Genomic DNA, 15,009 nt, shown 5'->3' with positions numbered 1-15,009 from the left:
TGTGCTCGCACCCTGGGGTTTACACGCAAGTTACTACAAGTAGTGTAATAAAGGCTCCAGCAAAGCACTAGAGCCTTAAATACCATTAGAAATTGAATCTAATTAGTAGCCTCAAGCTCTTTCTCTGCAACCGACAGCATCTCAAACTCTTCCTCAGCGGTCGATGCGACCAATTTATTACGGCTATATAGGCCATAATAAGCACCACCAATCACAAAGAGTCCCATAGTCATAAAGAATGCAGATGGGTCAAAAGCATAAACACCCGTCATTGCAATAAGCGACAGCACTAGTGAAGTGCCGGAAGTCAGCATGCCACCCGGTGTTTTGTATGGACGGTGAAGCTCTGGTTGCTTGATACGCAACAATATATGACTAAGCGACATTAATGCATAAGACACTGTCGCCCCCACTACCGCCATCGCCAAGATCAGGTCGCCTTCTCCGGTCAATGACACAGCAAAACCAAACACACCCGGCACCACTAAAGCACGAGCAGGCACTTTGTTTTTGTTTGTAAGCGACAAGCTTTGAGGCAAGTAACCCGCACGAGACAATGCAAACACTAAGCGGCTATAACCGTAGATAATCGAGAAGAATGAAGCAATAAGTCCTGCAAGTCCTAGTATATTAACAGCCGTTGCAACGGTTGGATTACCGGTCAACTTCAAGGCATCGACTAGAGGAACGGCACTATTCGCAATCGCTTCAGAACCCACAGCGCCCGCAAGCAGCAGAACGACTAAGGTAGCGGTGACCAGTAAGAATAACATTGCGCCGATAATACCTTTGGGTACATCCTTGGCCGGGTTTTTCGCCTCTTCAGCAGCCAGTGGAACCCCTTCTACCGCAAGAAAAAGCCACATTGCAAACGGTAGTGCCGCCCATACACCATACCAACCAAAAGGAAGTAGTTCTGTGGCTTGTGCGGTTGCCGGAGCGATATCAAACAGATTATTAGCATCAAACTCACTAACCAATACGCCTGCTGTCATAAGAATTGCTAGTACGGCTAACCCACTGATGACCATCATGACTTTCAGAGCTTCTCCTACCCCTGCCATATGAATACCGATAAAGATGGCATAAAAGATCGCGTAAACAAGAGGACCATCGATACCCATTAGTTCATTCACCGCTGAGCCAATAAAAATGACAATCGCGGCAGGTGCAAGGGCATACTCAATTAAGACGGATAAGCCGGTAAAAAATCCCCCCGTTGGTCCCATGGCTTGTCGAGCAAAACTATAGCCACCTCCTGCAGCGGGAATAGCCGCAGACATCTCCGCCAAAGAAAGGACAAGGGTAAAGTACATCACCGCCATAGCAATTGCAGCAATAAGAAAGCCTCCCCAGCCAGCTTGACCGATACCAAAGTTCCAGCCTGCAAAGTCACCAGAGATCACGTATGAAACGCCTAACCCTGCTAGCAAAATCCACCCAGCAGTGCCCCTTTTAAGTTGTCTTTGCGCCAAATATTCCTGATGTTCTGACATTGTAAATCCCTCTATTTTTGTCTTTTATCCAATTAAAAAATTGCCTGTGTGCTTGTCTTCTAACTGCTCACCACCTTCTTCCTCGATACTCGAACGGTCTTTAAGGTTGACTCCTGAAAGCTCTAGCCGACGAGCTTCCTTCAATAGGTATACCGCTCGCTTACACGCATCTTCATAAGCCAACCCCTGTGGGCGAATATTAGAAATGCAGTTCCTATCAGAGTCTTTTGTTCCTCTTCTCGCCTGCCAAGTCAGGTACATACCCATGCTATCTGGAGAGGTCAGTCCCGGGCGCTCACCAATCAAAACCACCACCATCTTGGCTTGTAAGCACTCGCAAACATCATCTCCTATTGCCACTCGGCCCTGCCTCACAACAGTAATAGGAGCAACATGCCACGGCACTTCGTCTTCCCCTAATAAAGAAAGCAGATGCTCAATGACTGGATTTGCATGATTTTGAATGGCAATTGAAGACAAGCCATCAGCCACTACTATCGCGAGATCAAACGGGGGAGACTCTGAATGAAGAACGGCTTGCAACTGATTCCAACAGACGTCATCAAGCTCACGACCAAGATCCGGCCTTTGCAAATACATGAATCTGTCTGTCGCTTTGCTGTGCGCCTTAATTGGTGCCTGAGAAGTGTGTTGAATGACCGAGTTTGATTGAGCGATGAGCTCAACCAATGAATCCACATCTAAAGCACAATGAACGGCATCCATCGCCTGTGCATGGTCGAGTTGAAATGAAAGCAACTCTTTAGTTGGAACGCTATTTCCACTTCGACCCAGTGCAATACGTGCCGATGTAAAACCTTTAAGCTCGTGCCAAGGGTTTTGAGTTACCAACTTAGAAGCAGAATGTTTTGCCATAGAGACCACCTTACCCATGTGCGGGGCCTCCATTAAGTTGTGCTAGAGCGCCAGCAAATGAGCCGGAGAGTCGTTCATTTAGGCGCACATCTTTTACATCATCAAAAATCTGCATCTGAGTTAGCCACTCCTCAAACTCCGGCGCAGGTTTTAAACCCAACACCTTGCGTGCATAAAGTGCATCATGAAACGAGGTTGTTTGATAATTGAGCATGATGTCATCGGAACCCGGAATCCCCATAATGAACGAGCACTCAGCGACACCGAGCAATGTCAGTAAGTTATCCATATCATTTTGATCGGCATAGGCATGGTTGGTATAGCAGATATCACACCCCATCGGCAGGCCAAGCAATTTGCCACAAAAATGGTCCTCAAGCCCTGCTCGAATAATCTGTTTTCCATCAAAGAGATATTCAGGGCCGATAAAGCCGACCACGGTATTAACCAACAATGGATTAAAATGACGCGCTACGGCATAAGCCCGTGTCTCACAAGTTTGTTGGTCCACACCATGAAAAGCATTGGCAGAGAGAGATGTTCCTTGCCCTGTCTCAAAGTACATGACGTTACTTCCAACGGTGCCTCGGTTCAGCGAAAGCGCCGCTTCGTTTGCTTCTTTAAGGATCGAAAGGTTAATACCAAAGGTGTCGTTCGTACCTTGAGTGCCACCAATAGATTGAAAGACGAGATCCACCGGAGCGCCCATCTCAATCGCTTCAATCGTGTTTGTAACATGGGTTAATACGCAAGATTGGGTCGGGATCTGGTAGTGTTGAATGACCTCTTCCATCAGATTCATCAACTTAATTGCCTGTGGTACATTATCTGTTGCGGGATTAATGCCGATCACAGCATCACCATTGCCATACATCAAACCATCAAAAATACTGGCGGCAATGCCATTGAGAGAATCGGTTGGATGATTGGGCTGTAAACGGGTGGATAAACGACTAGGCAAGCCAATGGTGTTACGAAACGCAGTCACTACCCGACATTTTTTGGCGACTTGGATCAAATCCTGATTACGCATGATCTTACTCACTGCAGCCACCATTTCTGGAGTTAAACCAGGACGCAGCTTTGCAAGCGTGAGACTATCGGCTTCATCACTTAGCAGCCAGTTCCGAAAGTCTCCCACTGTAAGGTGATCAATCGCTTTAAACGCCTCTCTATCATGGCTATCAATGATTAAACGAGTAACTTCATCACTTTCATAAGGGATCACCGCTTCATTTAAAAACGTCTTTAGGGGCAAGTCTGCCAGTGTCATCTGAGCTACAACACGCTCTGCAGCAGAAGTCGCAGATACACCAGCCAAAACATCCCCTGAACGCTCTGGCGTAGCCTTTGCCATCAGATCTGCTAACGACTCAAAGTTAAAAACCAGGTGTCCTTGTTGTCGGCGATAAGCTGCTGTCATAAATTCCCTCTTCATAAACTGGTTCAGTTCTTGCTCAATAACCTTTTGTATATATGAGTAATTAAGCGATTTTTGAACCGAATGAATATCAAGAATCGGCAAACATAAAAAAGCATTAATAAACATAAACTTAAAGACACACTGTACTAATATGGGTCACATGGGTAGGTCATGGAATGATGAGAAAGGATGAAGAATTGATGCGTTATGCACCTAATTTGTGCACATTCAACACATTTGATGCAAATCAGCAGGCAGCCAGCCTCTTTAACTGGCAGCAAGAATATGACCAACTGAGTCAAGGAAGTTTTCTAGGTCAGATCCGTGAACGAAAATTTTCTCACGTGCACCTATTTCGAGAAGACAGCAACCGAAAACTCAAGCAGCAATGTCGTATTAATGAAGGGATTTGGTTAGGGATCAGTGCTAACGATAGACCTTTACACATCAATTACGCACAAGGTAATCCTGATAGTATTTTGATCCGTGAGGCTGGGGCGGATTTTGAGCTACTTACGCCAGAAACCTTTTCTATTTATGGGTTAGTCATAAGCCCTTCACTGGTTGAAATGATTCAGCAACAGCTAGAGATTGAATCATTAAACAGCAAGAGCCACTTTCTTGGTTGCTCTCAACACTACACCCAACAAATAAAAGCTTACTTGAGCTTACTACTCTCCCCGAGTCAATCTCGCTGGTCTTTTCAAACTCATCAATCCATTGTTCAAGATATGTTGGTCGAATTGTTCGCTCAATCGTCTAATCAAAATATGCAAAAAACCAATGCCTCACAGCGTGAGAACACAATGCGTCGAATTAGGCAGTACCTAGATAACTCGCAGTACCGTAAACCCGTCACCGTGTCTGAACTGTGCGATGCGGTTTATGTCAGTCGCCGTACGCTGCAATACACCTTTGAGTCCTGTTGTGACATATCACCAAAACAATTTATACAAAATGTACGTCTCAACCAGGTACGGCGCATTCTGCAAAATCCGAGCGAACAACGGTGCATCAATGAAATCGCCTTTGACTTTGGTTTTTTTCATCTGGGATATTTTTGCCAAAGCTACAAGCAGTTGTTTGGTGAGTCGCCCATGCAAACACGTTCTAATGTCTAAAACCCAAAAAGTGTCGAGGGACAACTTGAAAAAATGTAGTTAGACGATATGAAAGACGAATAGATTAGTTGACTATCCTGCCTCAAGATCACAACGCATGAACTTCACTTCAAGTGCCTGCCGCCATCAAGGTGCAAAGTCCTTCCTGTCATATAGTGACTAGCCAAAACAAACTTAATGCCATCTATCACTTCTTCAAAGCCTGCCTCTGCGGGAATCAGTGCTTTTTTCAGAGCTTTGGTTTTGTACGCCTCGTCATCATGTTCATTGAATTTTATCATGGCAGGAGAGACAGTATTGACTTTCACCTTGGGAGCCAACATCGCTGAGAACGACAGCGTCAGGTTGTTGAGTGCAGCTTTACTGGCCGCGTAAGCGATGTGTTTTTTACTGCCTTTTTCCGCAACGTAATCACTGATGTGGATGATGTCCGACGTTTTATCGCCAGACATTAATTGGTCTTTGAGCGTTAAGTTAACCAGATAAGGCACGGTAGCGTGAACCGTCATCATCTGGTTCATGATTTGTAATGCGTTTTCACTGGGATTTTTTTTGTTCTCCGGTTGCCAGTCGGAAGCGTTATGGATGATGGCTCGAATCGCCTTATATTCTTGACCAACATAATGCAAAAAACCCTCTAAGCTACTTTGTTGATAAAAATCTACCTGTTGCAAGTCGGCTCCACTGTCGCGCAGTATTTTCAGCTGGGGATAGTCGCTTCGGTAAGTGCCAACGACTTTGTATCCGTCAGATATAAGTTGCTGCGCCAGAGCGAATCCTAAACGCTTCCCCACTCCAGTTATTAGAATCGTTTCACTCATCGTAAAAACTCAGCTCTAGTTTGAGGGTTAGTTTTGAAACTGCCACCAAGCGCGGTTGTGGTGGTTTCAGAGTTAGCGTCCATAACGCCTCTCGATTTAACGCAGTAGTGAGTTGCTTTAATCGTCACAGCCACATTTTCTGTTTCAACCAGAGCCTGTATTGCGACCAAGATTTGTTGAGTAAGGCGTTCTTGAACCTGCGGACGCTGAGCAAAGAATCGAACAATACGGTTTATTTTAGATAGCCCAAGAATCTTGGATTCTGGGATATAAGCCACTTGTGCTAAACCATCGATGGTGATGAAGTGATGTTCGCACGTCGAAGTTAAATCTATATCCGATACCTTAACCATTTCATCAACTGACATTTTGTTGTCGATAACACTAATTTTTGGGAAGTTATTGTAGTCGAGCCCTGAAAATATCTCGTGAACGTACATCTTTGCAATGCGATGAGGTGTTTCAGCGAGACTGTCATCGGTTAAATCCAGCCCGAGCGTACTGACAACTTCCGTCAAAAGCCCTTTGATGCGGTTGTACTTCTGGTCGGGGTTCATTTCGCTCGATGTCATCGGGGTTTCTAGTCCCTTTTCGAGCAAAGCTTCTCTTACTTTTTCAGCTTCTGTGGTTAGCATTGAGTCGCTCCTTATGAGTTAATCTTCAAGTTCTGCTTCATAGCTCAGGGTGAGCGAGACGGAATCGGCGAAACGTAGAGCATGAGGCTTGTCAATTCTCACCTGAGCGTATCGGACCCATGAATGGTCGATACAAATACCGAGTACGTCGCTGGTTAACTTTTCTAAAAGCAGAAACCGTCCAGATTCAACATGTTCAATAATTTTTTTGCAGATATTTTTGTAGTTAAGTGCGTTCTCCACATCATCAGAGAGGCAAAGGTTGTTCGCGGGATAATGGATCTCCGCATTTATGACGATGTCTTGCTGCTTGGTTTTTTCTTCTTCGTTGAAGCCGATGAAGGTTCTTAATCTGAGATTTGTGATGGTGATAATCGCATTGTGATTCATAACAGTTTCCGATCCTTAGAAGGTAGAGTGAGTTACGTGCCTATTAGAGGAAAAGATCAATAAAGCTCAAGCGTTCTGTTTAAAGCAGTTACTGGGACTAAGTGAAGCTGACCTCGAACGGTATAAGTTCGGTTTTCTGACTCAGCTGATCGAAGTTGTTCCAGAGATGCTGAAAAGAGATGTCTAGAGTGGGATGACGTTCTTGCGCGGCAACATCAACTAACGGTCGAAGCACAAAAGCGTACTTAGTGATTTCACCTCGCGGCAGCTCTACTCCATCGATAGTGCCCACTTCGTTACCGTAAAGAAGGATATCGATATCCATAGTGCGCGAAGCATATTCTTTAGTCTCACGCTTTCGGTCATTTTCTAATTCGATTTGATGCAGAACCTTAGCCAGTTCAGCGATAGAAAGGTCACATTCAAACCCTACGACTAGGTTTAGGAAGTTGTCCCCTTCAAAACCAACTGGCTCACAATCGTAGAAATTAGAAATGTTCAGAGGTGCAAAGCGGCTATTCAATGCTTTGAGAGATTCTGTGATGTGATGTTCGCGGTTAATGTTGCTTCCGATGCTGACATAGACGGTGGCCATAATGTTTTCTCCCTTTTAACGAGCCTCTTACGTTGTAAGTCGCTAGGAAGATCAGCTATGCATCCGTTTGATGGGGGAAGGGTAAAGGAAAATATCCCGAAACTAATATAGAGATCGGTTCTAAGTTGGAAAGGGGGACTTTCGAACTAGGAAGTACCACCGGTAAAAATTCAGCTTATGAAGGTTCTGGACATAAATGAGTTTCGAAGAACCAAGTATTAGCAAATCACGAATTAGCATCAGTATGGAAAGTCACTAAGCTCACTGTCCAGTATTGTTTTTACACAAATCTGACATTGATGAATGCCATAAGCTATCGATATAAACATCAATATATTGTATTATTATATCCGTATTTATACTTATTAGGATTTTCTATGTTGATTCACGAATTTTCGAATAAGGACGTTACCGCTGAGCATGTAATTTTAGCTCAAGCAATACTAGCAGGGACTGCTCAAGGTGATAAAAATAAAGCACAGCGCTTTATGATTTTTGTAAATGAGATTCCAGATGCGCCGACTGTGCAAAACCTGATTCCACGCTTTAGTCAATTTATGAAGCGCTTTAAAGCCAGCTGACATTCAGAATACGTTACACAGGGATGTGTAATTAAGATCACCAATTCCCCCCTAAACACTACCTACTTTTAAACTCTATCTGACCCTATGCTCGCTCTATATCTAGCCATTGTTGTCGGAGGACAATAGAGTTTGATCAATTTTAAAAACGTTTCTGGACACTTCCATGTCAGTGAATCTACTAATTTAGATATTTACGAATTACTTCGAGTAAGGCGAATCGTGTCATAGTAGCTCGTCATACAAAACTTGCACCACAAGTAAATACATGCTATACAGAAGTTAATTTACACAACATTTTTGTTGGGAAAGGGTTTTGTATGATTCCAGATTTTGACAGTACGGGAAATTTACCAGAAGGGATCCACTTAGCTTCTATGGAAGAGCTAGTAGATCGCTTTGCCTATAACCCTAAGCGAGCATGGCTGATTGATGGTTTGAAGCTATTAATATGTGCTTTGCAGAAAGCTAACTGTCCGGTGGTATACATAGACGGGAGTTTTGTAACTTCAAAAGAGATTCCAGGTGACTACGATTTATGTTGGAGCCTTGTTGATGTGATTGAAGAAAAAGTAGATCCAGTACTTTTAGATTTTAGCCCTAAGGGGCGAGCAACAATGGAGCAGAAGTATCGCGGTGACATTTTCCCTGCGGAGCTTCCGGAAGGTGGTTCTGGCAAGTTATTCGTAGATTTTTTTCAGACGGATAAAAATACAGGCGAAAAGAAAGGCATTGTGGCGATTAAAATTGGAGGTTCATTATGATTAAGAATAACAAACAACTAGCATTAACAAGAAAACGTATCGAAGAGTTTTCTGGTGCTATTGAAAAGTTACAAGCAGAAGAACCAAGATTTTCTCCACTTTTAGCAAAAGCTCAGATTGACGCTTTAATTTGTCAACGAGACGAGTTAGTTCAGCAAGCCGAGGAATACGAACATTTATTGTCAGGTGATCTAGTCGTTTTTGATGTAAATAGCCTTTCTGATTTACCAAAATCTTTAATCATGGCTAGAATTTCTATGGGGTTAACTCAGAAAGACTTGGCTGAAAGACTAGGGATGAAAGAACAGCAAATACAGCGATATGAGAATACTGAATATAACTCAGCTAGCTTCAAAACATTAGTATCCATTGTAGAGGCACTAGATCTAAAAATTACTGAAGACGTATTTTTGCCTAAAGAATCTAGAGAGCAAAATATTCTTCTATCTAAATTAAGTGATGCTGGCTTAGATAAAACGTTTATTGAAAAACGCATTGCACCAAGAGATGTGATGCCATTTGATTACGGCTTATGGGTACAAAAGACCGTCGAGAAATTGAGCTCTGTTTTTGGTTGGACAAAAGAATTGCTACTTGGTGATGCACCTCTAGTTATTGGACGCGATGGTTCAATGGTTGCTCGATTTAAAATGCCAGTCGGAGCAAATGAAGCATATACAAGTGCTTATACCCAGTATGCATATTCTATTGCCAATATAGTAGCTAATAATTGCACTCTCGACATAAAAGCAATTCCGCAAGAGCATAATGTTGTTCGCGAGTCTATATTAGAAACCTACGGTGAGATTACATTTGAGTCTATTCTATCTTATGTAACTAGCTTAGGAACCCCAGTAATTTCATTAAATGATTCTGGTGCTTTTCATGGCGCAACCTGGCGTATTCAAGGCAGAAATGTAATCGTGTTGAAGCAAAAATCGAGACACACCTCTAAGTGGATGTTTGATTTATTGCACGAATTATATCATACAAGCCAATCGCCTGAACAAGAAGAGTTCTCTGTTGTCGAGTTAAGCGAAACTAGTGATGAAAGACGTAACGATCAAGAAGAAATTGACGCTAATAATTTTGCAGCTAAGGTTCTTCTTGGAGAGAATGCTGAATCATATATTGAAGAATGTTTTAAAAATGCAAATGGGAAAATTGCATGGCTAAAGGGTTCTGTAACTCAAGTTGCCGAGAAGTATCAATTAGACTGCGGTGTTTTGGCTTATCAAGTAGCTAATAGGCTCGATGCAATTTCAAAGAAAACAGGAAATAAAGTTAACTGGTGGGGAGCCGCTCATAACTTACAAACAAACACATGTGAGCCTAATATCTTATGCTTTGAAAACTTACTTTCTCATATCAACATCGAACAATTAAACACAGAAAATAGAGAGCTCATTGAGCAAATATCTACCGAATAATTTAAAGGTCAGCATTGGGATGCTGACCTTTTTTTATAACGCTTTATAGACAGACTTTTCCATATATGAGACTGAAGTACGGATTAGATTAACTTGGGCTATTGGTGTTCTGGCTAGGTCATCCAATCATTGGGTCTGAGAAGCTTTGGGGCACAAACGTTTTAGAGTCGTAGCACTAAGGTGTTCTTGTCCCGAAGCGACCTTATCAACATAAAAAACAGGTGAATGATCAGCACACCCGAAAGAATCAAAGCGATACCAATCACCGCGTAAATATCGGTTTTGCCCGTATACCAACCAAGACAACACGGCGACCAACAATATAGGTGCCCCATACTCGACGCACAAAAAAGCGCGAGAGACGGATGTCATTCTCGCGCTTTTTAGGACCGTATAACTTGAAGTTTACGGTTAGATCTTAGCAGTAAACGTACGGCTAATTACATCTTGTTGCTGCTCACGTGTTAGCGAGTTGAATCGTACTGCGTAACCCGAGACTCGGATGGTTAACTGTGGGTATTTTTCTGGATGTTCGACGGCATCCAACAACATGTCACGGTTAAGCACGTTCACGTTAAGATGTTGCCCACCCTCAATACGAATCGATCCTGCACTTTCCTCGTGGTGGAAGTAACCATCCATTAGTGCTGCTAGGTTCACTTTTTGGCTTAGGTCATCTTTACCCAGTGCATTTGGTACGATTGAGAAGGTGTAAGAGATACCATCTTTAGCGAACTCGAATGGCAGTTTGGCAACTGAAGAAAGTGAAGCCACCGCCCCTTTCTCATCACGACCGTGCATTGGGTTTGCGCCCGGGCCAAATGGCATACCTGCACGGCGACCATCTGGCGTGTTACCGGTTTTTTTACCATATACAACGTTTGAAGTAATCGTAAGGATAGATTGAGTTGGAACCGCTTCACGGTAGGTGTTCATTTTCTGAATTTTCTTCATAAAACGTTCAACCAAATCACAAGCAATATCATCGACACGTGAATCGTTGTTGCCGAATTTTGGATATTCGCCTTCAATCTCAAAGTCGACAGCGATGCCATCTTCGTTACGTACTGGTGTGACCTTCGCGTATTTGATCGCCGCTAACGAGTCAGCAACAACCGACAGCCCTGCAATACCACAAGCCATTGTGCGATGAACATCGCGATCCATTAATGCCATTAACGATGCTTCATAGCTGTAACGGTCATGCGAGTAATGGATCACGTTCAGCGCAGTCACGTATTGCGTTGCAAGCCAATCCATCATGTCATCAAAGCGAGGCATTAAGCGGTCAAAATCGAGAATTTCATCTTCGATACGAGCAACTTGAGGACCAACCTGCATGTTAGATTTTTCATCAACACCACCGTTAATGGTGTAAAGCAACGCTTTAGCAAGGTTTGCACGAGCACCAAAGAACTGCATATGTTGGCCAACCACCTGCGGGCTTACACAACACGCAATCGCGTAATCGTCGTTATCAAAATCCGCACGCATTAGATCGTCGTTCTCATACTGAAGTGATGAGGTTTCGATAGACACTTTAGCCGCGTATTGTTTAAACGCGATAGGCAGTTGTTCAGACCATAGAACCGTCATGTTCGGTTCTGGCGCTGGGCCCATCGTGTGCAATGTGTGCAAGTAACGGAAAGTCGTTTTGCTAACGAGTGTACGACCATCAACACCCATACCAGCCATTGCTTCTGTTGCCCAAATTGGGTCGCCAGAGAACAATGAATCGTATTCAGGAGTGCGTAGAAAACGAACCATACGAAGCTTCATGATGAAATGGTCAATCAACTCTTGCGCTTGTTTTTCATCAATCAGACCAAGTTTAAGGTCACGTTCGATGTAAACATCTAGGAAGGTTGATGTGCGGCCTAGCGACATCGCAGCACCATTTTGAGACTTAACCGCAGCTAAGTAACCAAAATAGGTAAATTGGATTGCTTCTTGCGCAGTTCGAGCAGGAGAAGACATATCAATGCCGTACTTCAAACCCATTTCTCGCATTTCATCAAGGGCACGAATTTGATCAGTAAGCTCTTCACGTAGACGCAATGTCTTATCTAAATCACCACCCGTTTCAAGCATCTTCTGAGTTGATTTGAACTGCTCATTTTTGTCTGATTTTAGGAAGTCGATACCGTACAAAGCAAGACGACGGTAGTCGCCAATAATGCGTCCACGACCATAAGCATCTGGCAGACCAGTAATAATACCAGAACGGCGACATGCTTTAATTTCGTCGGTATAAAGATCGAACGCTACTTGGTTATGCGTTTTGCGGTACTCAGTGAAGATCTTTTCGATTTGTGGCTCTAATTCACGACCGTACACTTCGCACGACGTTTTCACCATTCGAATACCACCATTGGCGATGATGCCGCGTTTCAGTGGTTTATCGGTTTGTAGACCCACGATTTTTTCGAGGTTTTTTACAATGTAACCGGCATCGTGTGAGGTGATAGTGGAAACGATATCAGTATCAAAATCGACAGGGGCATGAGTGCGGCTTTCTTCTTTAATACCTTCTAGCACCGACTCCCATAGCTGTGTCGTCGACTCCGACACGTCCGCAAGAAAAGACTCATCGCCTTCATAAGGGGTGTAGTTTCGCTGAATAAAATCACGTGCATTAACGGATGTTTGCCAGTCGCCAGCTTGAAATCCCGTCCAAGCTTCCATCATATCGGTTGTCGGAATAGTCATAATGACCCCCTAAGTTATTGATAAACAGATAATATCTATGATTATTTATAATCATTGGTTTCTGCTGGCTATACTAAACCGACCAATCTATGAGTAAAGTGAGCTGTTTTCATAAAATACATGCACAAAATGCATTTATTGGAATTACTATATTATATTCAATACCTTAAGTTGAAGGCTAACTACTCTAGATTCCAATTAGTTTGTTCCTTCAGAAGTAGGAAATAGACTCTTAGTGACTCACCGACGTTGAAAACAGGTTAATGACCACCACACCAGACAGAATCAAAGCGATGCCAATGACCGCGTAGATGTCTAGCTTTTGCCCGTAGACCAACCAAGACAACGCCGCGACCAACACTATCCCTGCGCCACACCAAATCGCATACGCCACACCCAAAGACATGGTTTGAACCGTGAGAGACAACAGATAAAAAGCAAAGCCATAACCGACGAGTACTGCGGCGGTAGCAGGAAGGGAAGTAAATTGCTGCGTTTTAGGCAATAAAGAAGTCGCGACAACTTCAAGCACGATGGCAAGTGACAGCATCACTGGAGGCGGAAGAGATAAAAGCATGTTTGAGTCCACAACATTAAATACGGCGCTCAGAATATTGTAGTTTTATTTCCAATTCATGTGATTTTCAGTAAGCAATTATTATGACGTACCTTAAAAATTCTTAAGTGTGACTTTCGGTTAACACGAGGAACCTAAATGCTCTATTATTACAAATACGTAATAATCATTTTCTATTTAAGGGGATTATCAAAACATGCACTCACACCTATACTAGCTCCAACAAAACGAGAGAGCGGAAACAATTAAGCTCAACTACGCTTAACGGGTTGAATTTAATTGCACAGTTATCCGCTGTACTGACATATAGGAAACATCCAATGACAATCGAAATTAAACCTGGTCAAACTCATATCAAATCAAAAGCAATGGTTGCATGGGCAGCTGGCGAGCCACTAAAAATGGAAGAAGTTGATGTACAACTTCCTAAAGCTGGTGAGGTTCTAGTTCGCATCGTTGCTACTGGTGTTTGTCACACTGACGCATTCACATTATCAGGTGACGATCCAGAAGGTATCTTCCCTTCAATTCTTGGTCACGAAGGTGGCGGTATCGTTGAGATGATCGGCGAAGGCGTTACAAGTGTTGAGATTGGCGACCACGTTATCCCACTTTACACAGCTGAATGTGGCGAATGTAAGTTCTGTAAATCTGGTAAAACTAACCTATGCCAAGCCGTTCGTGAAACGCAAGGTAAAGGCCTAATGCCAGACGGTACAAGCCGCTTCTCTATCAATGGCGAAACAATTTTCCATTACATGGGTTGCTCTACTTTCTCTGAGTACACTGTACTTCCAGAAATCTCTCTAGCGAAAGTAAGCAAAGAAGCACCACTTGAAGAAGTTTGTCTTCTAGGTTGTGGTGTAACAACAGGTATGGGCGCGGTACTTAACACAGCTAAAGTTGAAAAAGGCGACAACGTTGCTGTATTCGGCCTTGGCGGTATCGGTCTTTCTGCAATCATTGGTGCTCGCATGGCTGGTGCTAACCGCATCATCGGTGTTGACATCAACGAGAGCAAATTCGAGCTAGCAAAACAACTTGGCGCGACTGACTGCATCAACCCAACTAAATTCGACAAGCCAATCCAAGACGTTATCGTAGAGATGACAGACGGTGGTGTTGAGTACTCTTTCGAGTGTATCGGTAACGTAAACGTGATGCGTCAAGCGCTTGAGTGCTGTCACAAAGGTTGGGGCGAATCAGTCATCATTGGTGTTGCAGGTGCTGGCCAAGAGATCGCAACTCGTCCATTCCAACTAGTGACTGGTCGTGTATGGCGTGGCTCTGCTTTCGGTGGTGTTAAAGGCCGCTCTGAGCTTCCAGAAATCGTAAACCGTTACATGGCGGGTGAGTTTGGCCTTCAAGAGTTCATCACTCACACAATGGGTCTGCAAGACGTAAACGAAGCATTCGACCTAATGCACAAAGGTGAATCTATCCGTACTGTTCTACACATGGATAAGTAACACATCTTGGCCTCGATTCTTTCGAGCATCGAGGCCACAGCTACAAATGAATAGCAACAAACTGTCTTCACCACCTCCTGCCCGGTGGGTGGTGAAACTTTATGTAATATAGACAAATTTAC

The 15,009-nt window shown here is 43.5% G+C and carries 14 protein-coding genes; 5 read left to right on the top strand and 9 right to left on the bottom strand.

Annotation, left to right across the window (positions count from 1 at the left end):
- Nucleotides 1-98 precede the first annotated feature (98 nt).
- From eat to AB4482_RS16210, 3 genes are read right to left on the bottom strand one after another with little or no spacing between them, the layout of a single operon-like run.
- Nucleotides 99-1,496 (bottom strand): ethanolamine permease, encoded by a 1,398-nt coding sequence (gene eat / locus AB4482_RS16220; protein WP_017061647.1) that lies wholly within the window; start codon nucleotides 1,494-1,496, stop codon nucleotides 99-101.
- Nucleotides 1,497-1,520: 24 nt separating this feature from the next.
- Nucleotides 1,521-2,390, bottom strand: a complete 870-nt coding sequence (gene eutC / locus AB4482_RS16215; protein WP_136974151.1) for an ethanolamine ammonia-lyase subunit EutC — start codon at nucleotides 2,388-2,390, stop codon at nucleotides 1,521-1,523.
- Nucleotides 2,383-3,795: an ethanolamine ammonia-lyase subunit EutB gene (locus AB4482_RS16210; protein ID WP_017061645.1), complete on the bottom strand. Its 1,413-nt coding sequence runs from the start codon at nucleotides 3,793-3,795 to the stop codon at nucleotides 2,383-2,385. Before AB4482_RS16210 ends, eutC begins: the two co-directional genes overlap by 8 nt.
- A gap of 200 nt (nucleotides 3,796-3,995) precedes the next feature.
- Between AB4482_RS16210 and AB4482_RS16205 the strand changes: the two genes are divergently transcribed.
- Nucleotides 3,996-4,916 (top strand): helix-turn-helix domain-containing protein, encoded by a 921-nt coding sequence (locus AB4482_RS16205; RefSeq protein WP_017067657.1) that lies wholly within the window; start codon nucleotides 3,996-3,998, stop codon nucleotides 4,914-4,916.
- A 104-nt stretch (nucleotides 4,917-5,020) separates the two neighbouring features.
- Here AB4482_RS16205 and folM read toward each other — a convergent pair whose 3' ends face one another.
- The 4 genes from folM to folK form a co-directional block, all read right to left on the bottom strand.
- Nucleotides 5,021-5,737, bottom strand: coding sequence for a dihydromonapterin reductase (gene folM, locus AB4482_RS16200; RefSeq protein WP_017061643.1), 717 nt, complete (start codon nucleotides 5,735-5,737; stop codon nucleotides 5,021-5,023).
- Nucleotides 5,734-6,372, bottom strand: a complete 639-nt coding sequence (gene folE, locus AB4482_RS16195) for a GTP cyclohydrolase I FolE (protein WP_048611743.1) — start codon at nucleotides 6,370-6,372, stop codon at nucleotides 5,734-5,736. Before folE ends, folM begins: the two co-directional genes overlap by 4 nt.
- An 18-nt stretch (nucleotides 6,373-6,390) precedes the next feature.
- Nucleotides 6,391-6,762 carry a dihydroneopterin triphosphate 2'-epimerase gene (folX, locus tag AB4482_RS16190; protein ID WP_017067658.1) on the bottom strand — a complete coding sequence of 124 codons (372 nt, stop codon included), beginning with the start codon at nucleotides 6,760-6,762 and terminating at the stop codon, nucleotides 6,391-6,393.
- 97 nt (nucleotides 6,763-6,859) lie between these two features.
- Complete coding sequence (gene folK, locus AB4482_RS16185) at nucleotides 6,860-7,357, bottom strand: 2-amino-4-hydroxy-6-hydroxymethyldihydropteridine diphosphokinase (protein ID WP_372181204.1); 498 nt, start codon at nucleotides 7,355-7,357, stop codon at nucleotides 6,860-6,862.
- A 377-nt stretch (nucleotides 7,358-7,734) separates the two neighbouring features.
- On the opposite strand from folK, the gene AB4482_RS16180 reads away from it, so the two are divergent.
- The 3 genes from AB4482_RS16180 (at nucleotide 7,735) to AB4482_RS16170 (ending at nucleotide 10,132) form a co-directional block, all read left to right on the top strand.
- Nucleotides 7,735-7,938, top strand: a complete 204-nt coding sequence (locus AB4482_RS16180) for a pyrophosphatase (protein WP_145563178.1) — start codon at nucleotides 7,735-7,737, stop codon at nucleotides 7,936-7,938.
- A 320-nt stretch (nucleotides 7,939-8,258) separates the two neighbouring features.
- Nucleotides 8,259-8,702, top strand: coding sequence for a DUF6932 family protein (locus tag AB4482_RS16175; RefSeq protein ID WP_372181202.1), 444 nt, complete (start codon nucleotides 8,259-8,261; stop codon nucleotides 8,700-8,702).
- A complete protein-coding gene (locus tag AB4482_RS16170; RefSeq protein WP_372181200.1) occupies nucleotides 8,699-10,132 on the top strand; it encodes a helix-turn-helix transcriptional regulator in 1,434 nt (477 codons plus the stop codon). Before AB4482_RS16175 ends, AB4482_RS16170 begins: the two co-directional genes overlap by 4 nt.
- A gap of 411 nt (nucleotides 10,133-10,543) precedes the next feature.
- Here the strand turns inward: AB4482_RS16170 and pflB are convergent, their stop codons facing one another.
- Both pflB and AB4482_RS16160 read right to left on the bottom strand, forming a co-directional pair.
- The gene (pflB, locus tag AB4482_RS16165; protein ID WP_372181199.1) at nucleotides 10,544-12,841 is read right to left on the bottom strand and encodes a formate C-acetyltransferase; all 2,298 of its coding nucleotides are present in this window, start codon (nucleotides 12,839-12,841) and stop codon (nucleotides 10,544-10,546) included.
- A 232-nt stretch (nucleotides 12,842-13,073) separates the two neighbouring features.
- On the bottom strand, nucleotides 13,074-13,418 hold the full coding sequence (locus AB4482_RS16160) for a multidrug efflux SMR transporter (protein WP_372181198.1): 345 nt from the start codon (nucleotides 13,416-13,418) through the stop codon (nucleotides 13,074-13,076).
- 320 nt (nucleotides 13,419-13,738) lie between these two features.
- Here AB4482_RS16160 and AB4482_RS16155 point away from each other — a divergent pair, with 320 nt between their 5' ends.
- Nucleotides 13,739-14,887, top strand: a complete 1,149-nt coding sequence (locus tag AB4482_RS16155) for an S-(hydroxymethyl)glutathione dehydrogenase/class III alcohol dehydrogenase (protein ID WP_017076927.1) — start codon at nucleotides 13,739-13,741, stop codon at nucleotides 14,885-14,887.
- The last annotated feature ends 122 nt before the right edge of the window (nucleotides 14,888-15,009 follow it).

This window comes from Vibrio sp. 10N.222.55.C7, from assembly GCF_041473335.1.
GTDB classification, from domain to species: Bacteria; Pseudomonadota; Gammaproteobacteria; order Enterobacterales; family Vibrionaceae; genus Vibrio; species Vibrio crassostreae_C.
The sequence above is the reverse complement of the archived record's forward strand: the minus strand, read 5'-3'. Positions and strand labels throughout refer to the sequence as shown.